This window comes from Vibrio floridensis (genome assembly GCF_021852965.1).
Classification (GTDB): domain Bacteria; phylum Pseudomonadota; class Gammaproteobacteria; order Enterobacterales; family Vibrionaceae; genus Vibrio; species Vibrio floridensis.
Map to the genome: position 1 here is coordinate 568,713 of NZ_JAKGCY010000001.1, position 17,256 is coordinate 585,968.

The window sequence follows — 17,256 nt, forward strand, 5'->3', positions numbered from 1 at the left end:
TGGTCAATTTATATTATTTCACTGGGTGGTTTGTTGTGCCATCGCATAAAGTTCTCGCCAGATGTTAACCAGAAGTAGCTGAATTCTAAGGTTCTCTACCTGGTTGGAATATGCATGTTATGTGTAATAACTAATGGAACTTAAAAATGAACAAAAACATTTTGGCTCTTGCTGTTGCTAGCGCAACATTCGGCACTCAAGCAGTTGCAGTGGAAGTTTACAACAACGATGGTACGACTTTCTCTATTGGCGGCCACGTTTCAGTTGCGTTGGAAGACTCCAAGCAAGGTGACCTAGGTGTGACAGCGGTTTCTCCGCGTATCAACTTCAATGCGACTCAAGATCTCGGCAATGGATTTACGGCTGATGCAAAAGGTGAGTGGTCTATCAACTACCTAGATGGTGGTGAAAACGCACTTTCTACTCGCTTAGGTTACATTGGCCTGACGCATGAAAACCTTGGCCGCGGTGTTGTTGGTACTCAATGGGCACCTTACTACAGCGTTGCAGGCGTGGCGGATATGCCAATCGCATTCGCGAACGATTTCATCTACCAAGATCACGGTAACCTAGGTACAGGTCGTGCAGAAGAGATGGTCAGCTACGCTAAGGCGTTTGAACTAGGCGAAGCGGGCAAGATTGGCTTAGGTCTTGGCTGGCAAGGTCGTAAAACAGACGACAAGAACTCTTACGGCAACCGTGCACAAATCGCATTGAACTACAGCATTGCTAGCGTTACCGCAAACTACGCGTACAACACGGGTGACGTAAACTACACCGCTGGTGTTGGTGCGAAAACGTCTGAATCTCATGTTATCAGTGCAACTTATGGCGCTTACGGCAAAGGTCTGTACGTAGCGGGTGTGTACGCAATGAATGAGTACATGAACTCGGGCAATGGTAACTTGCTAAAAGATACTTCAGCTTACGAAGCGCTAGCGGCTTACACGCTAAACAACGGCATCAACCTAAGCGTTAACTACGAATCTGTGATTGATGAAGAGCTAAGCAAGCGTGTATACAGCACGTCAGCGGTTCAAGCTGAGTACAACTTCACGCCGAAGTTCGTTGGTTTTGCTGGCTACCAGTTTGACCTACAAGGTTCTGGTGACTACAAAGAAAAAGCAGACGACAAATGGATGCTAGGTGCTCGTTACTACCTATAAGCGCTAACATGTTTTAGCCGTCCAATTGTCCACTCATGTGGAAAGCCAGCAGTGTCACTGCTGGCTTTTTTGTATGTTGAAGCGTGATTCGCTATGCGTGCCTTACTTAAATCGCAACGCCATTGACTGACAACTGGACGTCAATATTGCCACGAACGGCATTAGAATAAGGACACACTTGGTGAGCTGTGGCGACTAATTTCACCGCCTGATCCGCAGGCAGGTCGATTTCTGCTGCCAGTGAGACCGTTAGGGCAAAACCGCCTTGTTCATTCGGGCCAATGCCTACCGTCGCAGTGACAGGCGCTTGTTTAATCGCTATTTTTCCTTCGCGGGCGACATGCAAAATCGCATTAGAAAAACAGGCGGCATAACCTGCGGCGAAGAGCTGCTCTGGGTTGGTGGCAGCACCTGTTCCGCCCATTTCTTTCGGGTAGCTTAGGTTGAGCTCCAGCAGTTTGTCGTCAGTGCTGACAAGGCCGTTTCGTCCAGCAGAAGCCGTTGCGGAAGTTTGGTAAAGTGTTTTCATGGTCGATGTTCCTTTGTTATTTAAGTTGTGTGCAATCTAATTGTTTGCAATCTTATATCGATCCTTTTGTTGTTTGCAAGTATATTGTGCGCAATTTATTTTGTGAGGTGAGTGATGTCTGAACAAACTATCCGTTGCCAAGGGGATTCTGAAGCGCAACTTTTACTGGAAAATCAAATATGTTTCCCGTTATACAGTGCGGCTAATGCAGTGATCCGTGCTTATCGACCATTACTTGAAGCGTTGGAACTGACCTACTCACAATATCTGGTGTTGTTGGTCTTGTGGCAGCAAAACGGCATCAATGTGAAAGATTTAGGCGCCAAGCTTCATCTTGACTCTGGCACCTTAACCCCGCTATTGAAGCGCTTAGAAGCAAAAGGCATTGTTGAACGTCGCCGCGGTCAAACTGACGAGCGTGTGAGAGAGCTGTTTCTCACGGAAGCAGGCAGAGCTCTGAAACAGCAAGCTCAACAGGTGCCGCAAAACATGCTTTGTCGTATCGATCTCAGCATTGACGAGTTGGTGACATTGAAAAGTTTGTGCGAAAAAGTGCTCGAAAAGCTCAATTGATGGATCGAGCTTCTCATTTTGGATGATTCTGTGATTGGATTCTGAGCACTTTATCAGTGGCTGGTTTAGAATCGCGTTTTTGTGTTTGTTCAGGGAAGAGAAATGAGCCATATCCACTTCAGAAACAAAACCTTGCAACCGGGCAAAGTGCTCTGCGTTGGGCGTAATTATGTTGAGCATATTGAAGAGCTGCAAAACACAATTCCCGATCAAATGGTGCTGTTTCACAAGCCGGCGTCGGCAGTCACCAGCACATTGCATTCTTTCCATCAAGAGCCGCTTCATTATGAAGCCGAGATCTGCTTTGTGATTGAAAACGGCCAGTATGCGGGGGTGGGCATCGGCTTAGATCTCACCAAACGTCAGACACAAAGTTATCTCAAAGCAAAAGGCCTCCCATGGGAGCGAGCGAAAGCCTTTAACGGTGCTGCGGTACTCAGCCGCTTTATCGAATTGAAAGGCATCGCTAGCGACGATCTCAACCTCGAACTGTTTATTAATTGTGTCCGCGTACAAAAAGGGCATGTCAATCAAATGCTGTACTCACCGCAAACGGTACTGGAAGAGCTCAAAGGTTACGTGACATTGGATGATGGCGACGTCGTGATGACAGGCACACCTCAGGGGGTGGGCGAAGTGCATAAAGGCGACGTGTTTTTAGGTCGCCTTAAATGTGGTGACACCACCTTATTGGAAGTTGAGTGGGTGGCCTGTTAACAACCATTGAGCAACGTCCAACTAGAATACCCACAATTTTAAAAGCAAAAACAGGAACATACTGACAATGGTGGTGAGCAGTACGTTTTTGCTGCGCCAAGCGATCAACGCCGCGACAAACGCCGCCAACAGATAGGGGTTTTGCAGTGAAAGCTGCAACTCACCCTCTGGGATAAACACGATAGGTGCCCAAATGGCGGTTAATACCGCCGGGCTGGCGTAGCTTAAGAATCGCTGTGTTTTGTGGCTCAGCTTCAATGGCAAACTCGGCTCCAAAAACAGATAACGACTAGCGAAAACCAACACGGTCAGCGCTAAAATGGTTAGCATGATCATAATTTGCGAGCTCCTAATTGTTCTGCCAAATAGCCAGCACTCATGGCTCCGATGCTGGCAATCATTAATGCCCCTTCAATCTTCAAGAAGTGAAGCACCACCGAAAGAATGAGTGCCGTCACCACACTGACCAAGACAGCAACGCTCTTGATGCTGGGGACCACAATGGCGATAAAGGTTGCGGCAACCGCGAATTCCAGCCCGAGAGCGTTAAGTTGTGGGAGAAACTGGCCCGCCAATATGCCGCCAAACGTGGCGGCGTTCCAAAAGAGATAAAAGCTCAAACCGCCCCCAAGGGCATACCATCGGTCAAACTGCTTGTCAGGTTGATGACCGACCAAAGCAAACAACTCATCGGTTAAGAGAAAGCCCAACGACAAACGCCAGCGCAAGGGAAGGGGAGCGATTTTACTGCGCATGGAAACGCTATAGAGAAAATGGCGCGAAGTGATAAAGAAGGTGGTAAGCAACATGGTGGCAACGCCAGCCCCTGCTTTGATCATCCCCATAGCGACAAGCTGAGCAGAGCCGGCAAACAAAATAGCCGAAAGGGCTTGCCCTTCCAAAGCCGTGAGACCGGAATCGATGGCGAAAGATCCCGCCAGCAGCCCCCAGGGAAGAACGGCAATACTCAGTGGCATCATCGCCATGGTGCCTCGTAGAAAACGCCGAGTTTTCGAGTTGTCGGCGTGAGAAAGTGTGGTATCCATTTTATGACTAATCGTGATGTTTTCTTCAGCCTAAAGTGATGGTGATGTGCAGGCTTGTACAGAATTGCCTCATGCTAAATTTTTCACATATTGCCCAGGCGTCACCCCCATCGCCTTTTTAAAATGGCGGTGGAAATGGCTTTGATCATGAAAACCGCACTCTTGAGCTACATCCAAAATACGTCGGCCTTGGCGCAGTAGTTGTTTGGCGAGCCTTAGCCTTTGCTGTATCTGATAGGCATGTGGCGGGAATCCATAGCGTTTTTGAAACTCGCGAACAAGATGAAAAGGGCTGATACCGCCCAGCCTTGCCAGCTCCTCTAAGGAAACGTCAGCTTGCGGAAAGTCATCAAGAAACTCTTTAACCAAGGTTAATTGACGTTGCGCTGCCGGATTGTTTTGAGGCGAAATCCGATGGGTACTGTGTTTCGCCGCGAGTTTAATCAAGGTGCCATACACCAAGGTTTCGCGCAGTAAGCGATTGTCTGAATTGGCTAAGGTGTCAAAAACCAGCCGAAGCTGCATGGCTAATTCAGGGTCGTAGACCACAGGCTGTGGAAAATAGGGGATGGCGATATTCGGTGCATTCAATTCTTCACTGAGTCTTTGAAACTGCTCTGGCACTGGGTACATGGCTTTGTACTCCCAACCGCCTTCAGTGGCGGAATGCCCGTTGTGCACTTCGTCCGCGTTAACAAGAATGATGCTGTCTTGCGGCGCAATGTGGTTCCCCCCGGTGCGGAAAAAACGTTGCGCGCCTTTTTCAATCACGCCGATGGTATAGCCTTCATGACTGTGGCGAGAAAAATTTTGCTTCTCATATTTGGCATCAAGTAACTCCAATCCCCCCAGTTCTGAGGCAATTTGGAAATGCGCGACTTCCTTACTGTTCTTTTTCATTATTTGCCTTGTCCGTTGAGATGATTTGAGTGTACGCCAAACCTTCCCCCCATTTTTGTACAAAATTGCTCTCAATCCTATCGCTCGGCACAATTTAGCGGAACACGCTGGTTGCTTTCGTAGGATTGGTTATTAAATCGGCAAATGAAGCTTGTTGTGGAGGTATATCTGGTTGTTGTGGGGCTGTTTCGGTAAAATCCGCGCCCTTGTTCCAAAAGACCAGAATAAAAATGATCGATATTACTATTTTGCCTGTTTATTTGACGGCAGTGATTGCATTGCTATTGTTGCCAGGCCCAGACATGCTGCTGATTGCCAGTTCAAGCATGAGTTACGGTAAGAAAGTTGGGCTATTTGCCAGTTTGGGCAATGCCACGTCGGGGATCATCTTAACCTTGCTGGCCGCGATGGGCGTTTCAGCGTTGATAGCCATGAGCCCTTTGGCTTTGAAAGCTCTGCATTTACTGGGCGGCGCGTACTTGCTCAAAATGGGTTGGGACTGTTTGCGAACTTCTCCAGCGCAAGCACCGCAATCTCAGCATGACAATGCCATGGCATTGACTTACTACCAACGCGCATTAATGAGCAATTTACTCAATCCGAAGGCGTTGGTGTTCTTTGTGATGTTTTTGCCTCAGTTTGTGTCGAATAACATCTCTGCCTCTTCTGGTGAACAGATGTTGGCGTTAGGTCTGCTTCTCAATGTTTTGGGTTTATTGTTCAATTTTGTGTTGGTTGCTTTGGCTGGCACGGTTGGTAAGAAGCTTTTGGACAATGCCACGTTCCGACTTTATCAGCACAAAGTGATGGGGGCGGTATTTGTTTTCTTATCTATTTGGATGTTATTGAATTTTAACTCGTGATAGATTGTTTGACCTAAAAGCCAGCGCCGCTGGCTTTTTTCTTAACTAGGGCTCGCAATAACTAAAGCTCGTCAAAAACAAAGCAGTATTGCTTAAGCATAGAGTGGCGGGTAACGATCACACGGGAGGAATGCAATGGACTTGAAAACAGAATTCACCTTTGACCTACAAAATGAAGAATTTGAAACCATTCGTCAGGGGATTCGTGCTTACAATGCTCAACATCTTCCTGATGGCGAGGTAAAAAAGATCGGCTGTTTTGTTCGTAATGAGGAGGGCAATTTGGTGGGCGGCCTAACGGGCGATCTGTTTACCAACAGCGTCTTTGTGGAATTTCTTTGGTTAGATGAACACTACCGTCAACATGGCTTAGGCAGTCAATTGATGCAGCGTTTGGAACACGAGGTAAAACCACAAGGGGTGACGGATATTTGTCTTGATACCTACAGTTTCCAAGCGTTGGATTTCTATCTCAAATTGGGTTTTGAGCAGGTTGGACAATATAGCGATTACCCAGCAAAAGGCATCAATAAGTACTTCATGCAAAAAGCTATTTAATCATTAGACCGGTTTAGTCAAAGAGCACACTCATACGTCGAGTGTGCTCTTTATTTTTATTACGATGACAGGCTTTGTTGATGGGCGGCAATGAGCGTATTCATTTTGCTCTCGGCCTTAAACTGCGCGGTTTGGTAATCCAACTCAGCAGGGAAATCGCTAATCACCTCATAGTAACACTTCAGTTTCGGCTCAGTGCCTGAAGGGCGAACGATAACGCGTGAGCGATCTTCAAGGTGATAGATCAGAACATCGCTGGCAGGCAGGTTAATCGCTTCTGTCACGCCATTGGTCACGTATCGTAACGACGCTTTGAGATCTTCAATCACCGTTACCTTCTGCCCTGCAATGGTTTTCGGCGGTTTGGCTCTCAGCTGGTCTCCGATGGGTGGTGAATCAGGCGATAAGGCAATACTGCGCTGCGCGTTAAAATAGAAGCCATGTTGACGATAAAGCTGGTCTAATTTATCCCACAAGGTAAGGCCATTTTCTTTAAGATGTGCCGTGAGCTGGGCAAACGCGACCAGCGCTGACAAACCGTCTTTATCCCAAACTTTATTGCCCACGGTGTAGCCCAGTGCTTCCTCATACGCAAACAAGAACTGCTTGTCATCGTTTTGCTGAGTCATGGCTACATTGGTGAGCCACTTAAAGCCTGTGAGCGTTTGGTAGTAATGGGCACCGTGCTGTTTGGCGATGTCAGCCAAAAAGCGAGAAGAGACAATGGTGTTACCAACCAACTGCTTGCTGGCATCCACGCTGCTGAGGAGATAATTGGCGAATAACGCACCCACTTGATCCCCTGTGAGCATTTGGTAGTTACCATCCGGTTTGCGAACAGCAACGGCAAAGCGGTCGGCATCAGGGTCATTGGCACAGGCAATCTCTGCATCGACGGTTTTTGCCAGATCCATCACCATATCCATCGCCCCAGCTTCTTCTGGGTTCGGGAAGTTGACCGTCGGGAACGTGCCATCAGGCTCTCGTTGCTCAGGTACGCTCAGCACGTGAGTGAAACCGGCATCGGCCAGCAGTGTCTCGGCCATCTCAGCGCCGACACCATGCATAGCGGTGTACGCGATGGAGATATCAACCGCATGGCCAGATCTTAATAATGGATGCGTGTTCATCGCTTGGCGATACGTTTGGTAGTAGTCCTCTTTGAGCCAGACCAAAAGGCCGTGTTTTTCCGCATCACTCAACGACATCAGAGGGATAGGTTTGTGCGTCGCTTGCTCAATCTCGGCGGCAATACCCGCATCATGAGGTGGTATGATTTGCGCACCATTTTCCCAATACACTTTAAAACCGTTGTATTCTGGTGGGTTGTGGCTTGCGGTAACCACGACCGCTGCTGCGGCATTAAACTGTTTGACACCAAATGCCACCACTGGGGTTGGGGCCACTTTATGGGTGAGGTAAACCTTAATGCCCAAGGCGGTGAGTACAGCGGCTGTGTCGTGAGCAAATTGTTTCGAATCGGTTCGGCCATCATAGCCAATCACCACGCCACGAGCAGCGGCATCACCAATCGTCTCGATGAGATAATGTCCGAGTCCTGTCGCGGTTTCTTGAATGACAAGTCGGTTCATGCGATTTGGTCCCGAACCGACTTTTCCACGTAATCCGGCGGTACCAAATTCAAGCCTGCCGCGAAAACGGTCTTGCAATTCTTCCGTCATCTTCTCATCAATGAGGTACTGAAGTTCTTCACGGGTGCGTGGATCCGGATCTCTGGCCAACCAGTCAGTGACTTGTTTTAGCATACATTTTTCCTTACTTTCTTTGTTCTCTCTAATCTAAATGGTAACTAATATCATTTCCGTGATGCCAATCGTTTACTAGAAGCATAAATAACTTATCGCCCTATAAAGATAGCCAATTTGCGCCATTTTGGTCTCGTGTTTGCTTCTTGGTGCTTCTTTGATTTCGCACCCACTTCGCATAGAGGGTCTTTGTTCTCATTGCTATTTCATTGTGACAGCTCAGATAAGTTGCTAGATGAGTGTTTGAACTACACCTACGTGGGAGAATCCTTTAAACTGCGAGCCCATTGAGTGGCTGTATAGGATTGGAAAATGGATTTTCGGCATCAGTGGATCAACGGAAGCCAATACCAGCGGATTTATGTCGTTGGTGATGTTCATGGCAAACTCGCGCTACTGAAAGACACGCTTCAACGTGTTGAGTTTGATCCTCAGTGTGACTTGCTGATTTCGGTAGGCGATCTTGTCGATCGCGGACCGGATTCTGCAGGGGTGTTACGCTATTACGCAGAACATGAATGGTTTCATGCGGTGATGGGCAATCATGAATGGATGATGGTTAATGCAATGGATGCGCAGCAAAAAAAGACTCGTTCGGAAAAGGAAGAGTACTTCATCACTATTTGGAATCGCAACGGAAACGAATGGGTGCAACACATGCCCAACGATGAAAAACGAGCGTTGCGAGATATCGCTGCTTCGATGCCTAGCGCGATCACTCTCACTCTGGAAGACGACCGAAGGTTTGGCATTTCACATGCTCAGCCACACTCGTTGGATTGGAATGAAATGATTGATTGGCAAGGTAACATGTGGGATAACCCGCGCTGGATCTGGGGAAGAACCCGCATCACGGAAACGGCTCCAGAGCGAGTGAAAAACGTGGATCTGACCATACACGGCCATACACGCAGCGATGGTACAAAGCGAGTTTCCAACAGTGTGTTTATTGATACGGCTTCAAGCGAGGAATATCAAGGTGCCTTTACCCTTTATGAGCTGCGAACTGGGCAACTTTTTATTGGTATTAAGCAAAGCGAACTGGATGAAGTGAGTACAAGCGATTGTTAACCGGAAGCAATATCGGTAAAGTGATCGCAAGCGATTTATATGCCAGTCAGGCTTAGCGGTAGAGGAAGATGTCAAGATGTTTGATACGACGGTGTTGTTAGCGGTTTTACTGATCTTTCTTGGCTCATTTGTGCAAACTGCGATTGGCTTTGGTTTGGCGATTGTGTCTGCGCCTTTGCTGATTATGCTTGCTCCTGAGTATGTACCTGCCCCAATCTGTTTGGTGGCATTGTTTATCTCCATCCTTAATGCGTTTAAGCACAAAAGCAGCGTTGAAATTGGCGGCCTAAAGATGGCCTTAATTGGGCGCATTCCTGGTTCGATTGCGGGTGGAGTACTGCTTGTGATGGTGAGCACTCAAGCCTTGGCGTTATGGATTGGCATTTTAGTGCTTTTTGCTGTCGCGGTGAGTTTGTTGCCATTTCGGGTGGAACCCAATCCTACGCGCATGACGATAGCTGGATTCTTTTCTGGTCTATTTGGCACCAGTTCGGGTATTGGTGGGCCACCGATGGCCTTGTTGCTTCAGCATCAGGAAGCCAATCAGTTGCGCGGTAATCTCTCCGCATTTTTTGTTTTCAGCTCTCTGATATCACTTGCGATCCAGATACCAGCGGGTTTCTTTACCCTCCATCACCTAAAAATCACCTTACCGTTGATTCCTGCTGCATGGTTGGGATACAAGTTGGCCCTCATGACCACAGCAAGTTTGCCAAAAGAGCAGATCCGCATTGGTGCCTTAACACTTTGCGGTTTGAGTGGCATTGGTGCAGTTTGGCAGAGTTTTTAATGACTTAACTGTACTCCATAAAATAAACAAATAGTTTCATATAAAATTAGTTTTATATTCCTTCATACCCTAGCTATGTTTATAGAGTTGGCTGGGTGTGCTTTTGGTTCCATAACGGTGTTTGCCGAACATAAATTAAGAACTAGACGCTCCCAAAATAAACCGTCTTAACTATCGGATAGATAGGGGGAGCTATGAATCTAGGCTTTAAATCACGTATTTACTCCAGCGTGGCGTTATTAGTTGCCTTATCGTTAGGTATCTTGGGTACGCTCAATATCATTTCTCTAAAAGAAAAGATGGTCTCATCTTTGATCTCTGAAACTCAGAATAAACTCAATTATCACGTTGATGAACTGAAACACGCGGTCACGACTCAACTCAAAGCGGTTGAGTTTGGGGCTCGTCATTTCAATAAACAACTCAGTGATGAGCAGAATGTCAATCTTGTACGCATGTTGGCTGAGAGTGCCGGTATCTCGAACATCATCATGGCGTATGACGATGGTCGCTCGTACATGTCGCTCCATAAATCTGGCATTACAACGTCGGAGCAAAACTTCAACCAAAGGGAGTGGTATCAAAGCGCCAAAGGCAGCAACAGCGCCAAACTCACGAACATCTATGTTGATAAAATTACGGGTGAGAAAGTCGTCAGTGCAACAATGCCAGTCTATTACCAAGGTCAGTTTCAAGGTGTTTTGTTAGGCGATATCTTACTGTCAGACATCATTAAAATGGTGAGTAACATGCGCTTTGCCGGAGGTGCGGCGACCTTAACCGATAAAAATGCCGTGTTTTTCGCCAGCGACGATCCCAATGATATCGGGAAAACGCCTTCACAAGTCAGCGCTGTATTTAGTGACATGGAACGTGCTTTCTTCAACCAACAGCAAGGCCATTTACAGTTTCCTTATCTTGGTATTGAGTTCGATGGCTACTTTCAGCGCGTCAACTTAACCCCAGACCAATATTGGACCTTGATGGTGTTTGTCGATCAGGACACCGCATTGGCGGGGGTTCGAGAGGCACAAAATGAAGCAATCGTGACTGGGGTAATCTTACTTTTGGTCAGTGCGGTGGTGATGGTGCTGACTCTTGAGCACGCTTATCGTCCGCTACTCAAACTGAAAAAAGCGGTACTTGGATTGTCGAAAGGCTCCGGTGATTTAACAGCGAGGCTAACGGTAGAAGGGGGTGATGATCTTGCGCAGATCAGTGAAGGTTTCAACCGTTTCGTGCAAAGTTTGCAAGGGATGATGTTGCAAGTTTCCGAAGCAAGCCAAAATATCTCGGCGAACATCGTGCAGCTCAATCAAACCGCTGTCGAAAATGAAAAGGTGTTGATTAACCATTCAGCAGAAACGGATCAGGTGGTGACCGCGATTACTGAAATGAGCGAAAGTGCTCGTTCGGTGGCGGAAAATGTGACGCAATCTAATCGCATTACTGAAAGTGCCAGCAAGGAAGCAAAGCAATCGTTGGCCATTGTTAATAATGCCGTGAGTACAGTGAGTGCACTGGTTAATGATGTGGAAGAAATGTCAGAGCGCATCGTGAGTATGAACAAAGATGCCAATAAGATCAGTGAAGTATTGAATGTAATTGGTGAGATTTCGGAACAAACTAACTTACTCGCGCTAAATGCGGCTATCGAAGCGGCGAGAGCTGGTGAACAAGGGCGAGGATTTGCGGTGGTGGCTGATGAAGTCCGAGCTTTGGCGGCTCGCACACAAAACAGCACAACGGAGATTTCCGAAATGTTGTCGAAACTGTTGGATGGAACCTCCAGCGTTGTCGCCTCAATGGAACGCACTAAGCAACAGTGTCAATCCACGGCGAGCAAAACGTCGGAAGTATCCAACAGCCTCAATCTCATGAGCGGTTCGGTACGTGACATTGATGATGTCAGCACGCAAATTGCGGCGGCGACAGAAGAGCAAAGTACCGTAGCAGCAGAGTTGAGTCGCAACATGTTGTCCATCAGAGATATTGTGACCAATCTTGTTGCTAGCGGCCGTCAAACCGTCTCAGCCACAGAATCTTTGGCTGATTCTAATCATGAGTTGGATAAGTTAGTCTCCAACTTCAAGTTAAAGTAGACGTTTTAACGACAGCGCGGGCCAGGATGGCCCGCTTTGGTTTCTTTTGAAGGAGCGGCCTCATGACGAAGCTAATGGTTCACTCTTGGCTAGATATCCAAAATAATCAGGTCTCCCAACACTTTCACTACTGCCACCAGAAGCTGTTGAAGCAATATTTTGCACGCAATCCCAATTTGTGGCCCATCTACAAGATAAAAGAAATCGCGGAGTTAATTGGGCACAAACGCAATCGAACCAAGCCTAACAACCCTATCTTGTCTAAACGACTCACAGCAGACAGCTACATCCCACGGCACTCTAGTGAGGTCATCCGCCCATTTGAAGCTCTGGCATTGTTTGCTGCGGGTAATACCAAAAATTGGGACGACCCATGCTCGGTAGAAAACGTTATATCGACACCTTGTGATCCGGCAATTCACGGAGCACTGCTGGCGACCATTGCGAATCCCAATTTGGTTTACAGTGAATACGCGGGGAGAGCGACAGAGCTTGAGAAAGTGGTGGTAAGGCAAATGGCCAATTTAATTGGTTACGATGATCACAGGGCGACGGGGTTGTTCACCCAAGGTGGTACCTTTTGCAACTTATATGGCTACCTGTTGGGGCTAAGAAAATGTTTTCCTGATTCCGTTACCAAAGGATTTCGAGATAAAAAGCTGCTCTTTATTAACTCACAAGCGGGGCATTACTCCAACGTGACCAACCTGTCATTGTTGGGGGTGGATATTGAGCAGCAATTGAGAAGAATTAAAGTCAAAGAGAACAATCAAATTGATGTTGATGATCTCACTCGTCAGTTTGAGTATTGCATTCGCAATGAGATAAAAGTACCGACCATATTACTCACGTTTGGTACCACCGATACCTTTGCTATCGACGATATTGCCTCGGTCTATTTGGCGCGAGAGCGGCTTTGTCGGCAGTATGGTTTATCTTACCGACCGCATATCCATGTAGATGCCGCAGTTGGTTGGACGTTGTCGTTTTTTCGTGATTATGCGTTTGAGCGCAATGAGCTTTCGATTAACCCTGCGACTTTGGAAGGGTTAGAAGCCAATCACTCGTTGGTGAAAGGGTTACGTTACGCTGATTCCATCACGATTGATTTTCAAAAATGGGGTTATGTGCCATATACCTCGAGTATGATTCTTGTGAAAGAAGGCCATGATCTGGACGCTCTGAAACAAGACGCTGACTACTTCTCCTATTTTGAACCGCAGCAAAAGAATCAGTCGCATCTCCAATCGACAATAGAATGTTCGCGTAGTGCCGTGGGCGTTTTTGCAGCGTACTCGGCACTGGAGAGTATAGGTATTGAAGGGTATCAGTCGCTCATTGCCCATGGCCTACAGAACGCGAACTACTTACGTTGCTTACTTTCTCAGTTGCCAAACTGCAAAGTGGTGTCGGGCAGTAATCAAGGTCCTTGTGTCACCTTCCGTCTTTACCCTCCGGATGTCAAAGAAAGTCCTCAAGCGCTATTTTATCGTGAACGTCGGCTGATTCGGCAAAAGGCGTATATGGAAAGCATTGTCACCAGTGCCACTTATCATCGGAGTAATTTTCTATCAAGGAGAGGGCGCTATCTCAAAACCAACTGGGTGGACTCTATTGCGAGAACTGACTACAACGAGGTTGGTCATTGTCTTTTTTTACCCGGAGAAAAGGCGGTGTTTTTAAACCCCAATACCCAACGGCAAAATATTGAGTCCTTTGTTTCTAATCTCAATAAACTCTAACGCGTTGTTGGCTACAATCACCATTTGGCGATCAGCAATCCTCGAGCAACTGGCCGCCGTGCTAAAATCAAAGATGTTGTGGTCGACCCATCATAAAAAAGAAGCGATGCCCAGGCATCGCTTCTTACTTGTGACGTGAGCGAGCGTGAAGCGGTTAAAGCTTATCCCACGCCATTTGCCAGTGAGAACCAACCGCTGGCTCATAATGTGTTGCGCTTTGTGACCACTGAATGCAGTAACCAGAGTAAGGGAAGGGCTTACATTGGTAAACGTGGCCATCAGTGGCTAGCACTTTGGTGCCCGCGGTGTATGAACTTAAACTTTGTGGAAAAACAAAATCATAGTCGTTGCCTGGAGGCGGCGTTTGCTCTTCTTTCAGCATAAAATCGTAGCTTTGCTGCTTTTGTAAATTGCCATTGTGATCTTTGACCTTTGATACCAACATATGATGACCAGCTTCGGACTTACTGAGTGTTAGTGTTACCGCTTGTGTGTCACCATCTTTCATAGAAACGGTTTCGAACGCCAATGGTTCTTTGTGGTGATTGTAAACGGTCAGCTCTGCTGAGATATCACCCACTGCGTCCAATGTTAACTGCAAGGCAACGGATTCGTCCTCAACCAGATACTCGTCCGCGAGGCCAGAGACAGTCACATCGTACTCCGGTACCGGCGTTTCAATTTTATAGCCGATTTCGACGCGTTCTAGAGAGCTACCTTGTTTGAGATAAATCGGGTTACTACCATAAACGGGAACAAACTGGTTCTGCTCATTCAACTGGCCCGATGCGATATCACTTTGGGTTTGGTTAATCTTAGTGGCCAGTGCGTGAGACCAGTTGTTTGCGACCGTCAGCGCCTGACTGTCGATAGTGAGCGTCGTACGGTAGGCCACGTTCTCGCCGTTATGGTCAAACACCCGTGTAAATACAGTGTCGCCGACGTTCAGGTCCATGGTCGGGTTGATCTGACCGCCTTGGCTCCAATTTGGTAGCGAAGGGCCTTCTCCGTCAAATTTGACATCGATTACATTGTAGAAAGAGGCAGCAGTATCACCCACATCCCAAACCGCAAGAATCACTTGATAACCTTGGCGCTCAGGAACGTTACAACTGTGACTGACTCGTTTTGGTGGCTGCACCATACCGCCATCAATCACACAAAAAGGCGTGAGATCAAATGATGCGCGAGCTAATGGTTGATTTGGGTTCCAATCGGGTTTTGTGATGTAGTACTTCCAATCTTTGGTCACGTGGTTTGCGGTAAAAGTCCACTCAAAGTTTTGTGGGCCGGCTTGAATCGGGCGTTTAACCCAGCGATCGCTGGTCTGTTCATCCAGCGCACTGGCAAGGGCACTCTCTGCACTGGCAATTTTGCCATCGCGTGGGCCACTTTCCGGAAAACCATCAGGGCCTTCTACACTCTGTGGCTCATATTGAATGGCGCCACAATGGCTGTTTTTTTCTCCTGTAGAAGCGGCAAATTTACATAACGCAACACGACCTTCGGCCACGCCATTCTCTACTGCTGAAACATAGCCATGACTCATCGCACTACCGCTGATGACAGAGATAGCAATGGCAAGCATGGTGTAAGTGGGTTGTTTTTTCATAACATACTCTTTTTTTGTGCTGACTTTATCCAGAGTGCTCTGGGTATCGACCACAGCATACGCATGTTATTGCCAAAGACGCCGGAGAGGGGGAAACTCCCTGAATCTTTAGCTCAAACACTCTCTCGAGAGAGTGGCGGCCCCGCTATCTTAGGTGTTTTGTGTTGGATTTTACGCCGACAGACCGGAAGCTTTGCGTCCCATTCTTTCAAATGGTTTGCCTATGTGTGATGTCGAACGTAATTTAGGAGGTTACATAAGAGAGTGCGAATTAATTAATTCGTTTTGGAATTAATTTCTCGAAAAATAACCAATAGGATCAATGGATAATTGATGGGAATTATTTGAGTTATTAAATGTATATTTAATCCCGATTTAATGGTGATTGATTTATATTCAAATGAAATGTCAATCACAAAGTACCCATGAAAAACAGTTTAACAATACGCATCACAGCGTTAGAATCGCTGCTTTCTACTTATGCGATAGAGCACTTATGAAAACCAGCAGTTATGGCAACCTAATGGCTGCAATCTCCTTTTTGATTTGGGGGTTAACACCCATTTATTATCGCTTTTTGCCATCGGCTGCCACAGATGAGCTGCTCGCCTTACGCATAATCGCGTCTGTTCCCGTGGGGGTTGTCTTAGTCTGGATCATGACCAAGCACTGGCCTAACTTTCATCAAGTGATGACGGATAAACGCTCGTTGCTGTTTACCTTGATTGCTTCACTATTGATGTGCATTTCTTGGTCAACTTTCACCTGGGCACTGACCCATGATCGCGTAATTGATGCCAGCCTTGGTTTTTTTATCAGCCCATTAATGATGGTGGCTTTAGGGGTCATTATTCTGAAAGAGTCTCTTTCGCTCGGTAAAAAGTTGGCTATTGCTTTTGCAACGCTCGGTTTAACTTACCAAGTGGTGGATTATGGTGAGGTTCCTTACATCGCGCTTACGATGGGGGTGTTTTTTACTTTCTACGGATTTTGCAAAAAGAAAGTAGCTTTCGATTGGAGTACTACGTTATTTTTAGAAGCACTGCTGCTAATGCCTTTTGCTTTAGTCTATATGATGTATAAACACTCGCTAGGTGATGCGGTGGCCTTATCTTCCGATATTGAAACCTTGCTGTTTTATTTAGGTAGTGGCCCAGTAACAATTGCTCCCCTTATTTTTTACTCCATTGCAATTCGTTGTACCGATATGAGCAATATCGGTTTGATGCAATATATTGAACCCACTTTGCAGTTTATTTTAGCGGTCGTGATATTTGGTGAGCTGTTTGATCAAACGAAAATGATCAGCTTTGGTTTAATTTGGTTTGGCTTGATGTGTATCATCGCTGAAACATTAACCACTCGATCCAAAAGAGGTCTCGTGAGTTTAGGATCAGTGAGCAAGCCATAAATTGATACGTATCGTAGAACAATGATGTATGAGGTAGCGATGAGCATTCCAACCACTATGACGTTTTTTTCACGTTTTGAATCCGACATTTTAGCGGATAAAAAAACCATCACCATTCGGGATGAATCAGAAAGCCATTATGTTGCTGGGACGACGGTTGAGGTATCCACGTTAGAAGAAGGGCGCGTTTTCTGCCGTCTCAAGATATTGAGTGTCGAACCAATTCAATTTTCAGCGTTGAACGCCTTTCATGCTGAGCAAGAAAACATGACATTAGAAGAGTTAAAGTCGGTGATACAGGCTATCTATCCAGGTATTGAGCAACTATTCGTGATTTCTTACCAAAGAATTGCTTAGAGTCTTTGCATTTTGCGAAATGTAAATTGCAAAATGCATCACTTTTCGATCTG

At 46.7% G+C, this 17,256-nt stretch carries 17 protein-coding genes and 1 riboswitch; of the genes, 11 read left to right on the forward strand and 6 right to left on the reverse strand.

From position 1 onward, the window contains the following. Window positions 1-146: 146 nt before the first annotated feature. Window positions 147-1,166, forward strand: coding sequence for a porin (locus tag LZU85_RS02350; protein WP_176297070.1), 1,020 nt, complete (start codon window positions 147-149; stop codon window positions 1,164-1,166). Between the two features lie 106 nt (window positions 1,167-1,272). On the opposite strand, the gene ohr is transcribed toward LZU85_RS02350, so the two are convergent. After that, a complete protein-coding gene (gene ohr, locus LZU85_RS02355; RefSeq protein ID WP_011081520.1) occupies window positions 1,273-1,695 on the reverse strand; it encodes an organic hydroperoxide reductase Ohr in 423 nt (140 codons plus the stop codon). Window positions 1,696-1,809: 114 nt separating this feature from the next. On the opposite strand from ohr, the gene ohrR reads away from it, so the two are divergent. Continuing rightward, entirely contained in the window at window positions 1,810-2,268 is a 459-nt protein-coding gene (gene ohrR / locus LZU85_RS02360; RefSeq protein WP_061057996.1) for a transcriptional regulator OhrR, read from the forward strand. Between the two features lie 102 nt (window positions 2,269-2,370). Further along, window positions 2,371-2,985: a fumarylacetoacetate hydrolase family protein gene (locus tag LZU85_RS02365; RefSeq protein ID WP_040110920.1), complete on the forward strand. Its 615-nt coding sequence runs from the start codon at window positions 2,371-2,373 to the stop codon at window positions 2,983-2,985. 21 nt (window positions 2,986-3,006) lie between these two features. Here LZU85_RS02365 and LZU85_RS02370 read toward each other — a convergent pair whose 3' ends face one another. The 3 genes from LZU85_RS02370 to LZU85_RS02380 all read right to left on the reverse strand — a co-directional run bounded on the left by LZU85_RS02370 (window position 3,007) and on the right by LZU85_RS02380 (window position 4,931). Further along, the gene (locus LZU85_RS02370; protein ID WP_176297072.1) at window positions 3,007-3,321 is read right to left on the reverse strand and encodes an AzlD domain-containing protein; all 315 of its coding nucleotides are present in this window, start codon (window positions 3,319-3,321) and stop codon (window positions 3,007-3,009) included. Further along, window positions 3,318-4,031, reverse strand: a complete 714-nt coding sequence (locus LZU85_RS02375) for an AzlC family ABC transporter permease (RefSeq protein ID WP_237286270.1) — start codon at window positions 4,029-4,031, stop codon at window positions 3,318-3,320. Before LZU85_RS02375 ends, LZU85_RS02370 begins: the two co-directional genes overlap by 4 nt. 69 nt (window positions 4,032-4,100) lie before the next feature. Next, window positions 4,101-4,931: an AraC family transcriptional regulator gene (locus LZU85_RS02380; protein WP_011081515.1), complete on the reverse strand. Its 831-nt coding sequence runs from the start codon at window positions 4,929-4,931 to the stop codon at window positions 4,101-4,103. Between the two features lie 230 nt (window positions 4,932-5,161). Between LZU85_RS02380 and LZU85_RS02385 the strand changes: the two genes are divergently transcribed. Further along, complete coding sequence (locus tag LZU85_RS02385; RefSeq protein ID WP_237286271.1) at window positions 5,162-5,794, forward strand: LysE family translocator; 633 nt, start codon at window positions 5,162-5,164, stop codon at window positions 5,792-5,794. Between the two features lie 135 nt (window positions 5,795-5,929). Further along, window positions 5,930-6,352, forward strand: a complete 423-nt coding sequence (locus LZU85_RS02390; RefSeq protein WP_237286272.1) for a GNAT family N-acetyltransferase — start codon at window positions 5,930-5,932, stop codon at window positions 6,350-6,352. A 59-nt stretch (window positions 6,353-6,411) separates the two neighbouring features. Here LZU85_RS02390 and LZU85_RS02395 read toward each other — a convergent pair whose 3' ends face one another. Continuing rightward, window positions 6,412-8,118 (reverse strand): phospho-sugar mutase, encoded by a 1,707-nt coding sequence (locus LZU85_RS02395; protein WP_237286273.1) that lies wholly within the window; start codon window positions 8,116-8,118, stop codon window positions 6,412-6,414. Window positions 8,119-8,430: 312 nt separating this feature from the next. Here LZU85_RS02395 and LZU85_RS02400 point away from each other — a divergent pair, with 312 nt between their 5' ends. The 4 genes from LZU85_RS02400 (at window position 8,431) to LZU85_RS02415 (ending at window position 13,823) form a co-directional block, all read left to right on the forward strand. Then, window positions 8,431-9,189, forward strand: coding sequence for a metallophosphoesterase (locus tag LZU85_RS02400; RefSeq protein WP_176297074.1), 759 nt, complete (start codon window positions 8,431-8,433; stop codon window positions 9,187-9,189). 76 nt (window positions 9,190-9,265) lie between these two features. Then, window positions 9,266-9,979: a sulfite exporter TauE/SafE family protein gene (locus LZU85_RS02405; RefSeq protein WP_176297075.1), complete on the forward strand. Its 714-nt coding sequence runs from the start codon at window positions 9,266-9,268 to the stop codon at window positions 9,977-9,979. 194 nt (window positions 9,980-10,173) lie between these two features. Then, a complete protein-coding gene (locus LZU85_RS02410) occupies window positions 10,174-12,081 on the forward strand; it encodes a methyl-accepting chemotaxis protein (RefSeq protein ID WP_237286274.1) in 1,908 nt (635 codons plus the stop codon). Window positions 12,082-12,143: 62 nt separating this feature from the next. Further along, on the forward strand, window positions 12,144-13,823 hold the full coding sequence (locus tag LZU85_RS02415) for a pyridoxal phosphate-dependent decarboxylase family protein (RefSeq protein WP_176297077.1): 1,680 nt from the start codon (window positions 12,144-12,146) through the stop codon (window positions 13,821-13,823). Window positions 13,824-13,977: 154 nt separating this feature from the next. On the opposite strand, the gene gbpA is transcribed toward LZU85_RS02415, so the two are convergent. Continuing rightward, window positions 13,978-15,435 carry an N-acetylglucosamine-binding protein GbpA gene (gene gbpA / locus LZU85_RS02420; protein ID WP_237286275.1) on the reverse strand — a complete coding sequence of 486 codons (1,458 nt, stop codon included), beginning with the start codon at window positions 15,433-15,435 and terminating at the stop codon, window positions 13,978-13,980. A 132-nt stretch (window positions 15,436-15,567) separates the two neighbouring features. Next, window positions 15,568-15,667: riboswitch (cyclic di-GMP riboswitch) on the reverse strand. A 264-nt stretch (window positions 15,668-15,931) separates the two neighbouring features. Here gbpA and rarD point away from each other — a divergent pair. Together rarD and yqfB are read left to right on the forward strand one after the other, a co-directional pair. Beyond that, window positions 15,932-16,846 carry an EamA family transporter RarD gene (gene rarD, locus LZU85_RS02425; protein WP_176297079.1) on the forward strand — a complete coding sequence of 305 codons (915 nt, stop codon included), beginning with the start codon at window positions 15,932-15,934 and terminating at the stop codon, window positions 16,844-16,846. Window positions 16,847-16,885: 39 nt separating this feature from the next. Further along, entirely contained in the window at window positions 16,886-17,203 is a 318-nt protein-coding gene (gene yqfB / locus LZU85_RS02430; protein WP_176297080.1) for a N(4)-acetylcytidine aminohydrolase, read from the forward strand. Window positions 17,204-17,256: the final 53 nt, after the last annotated feature.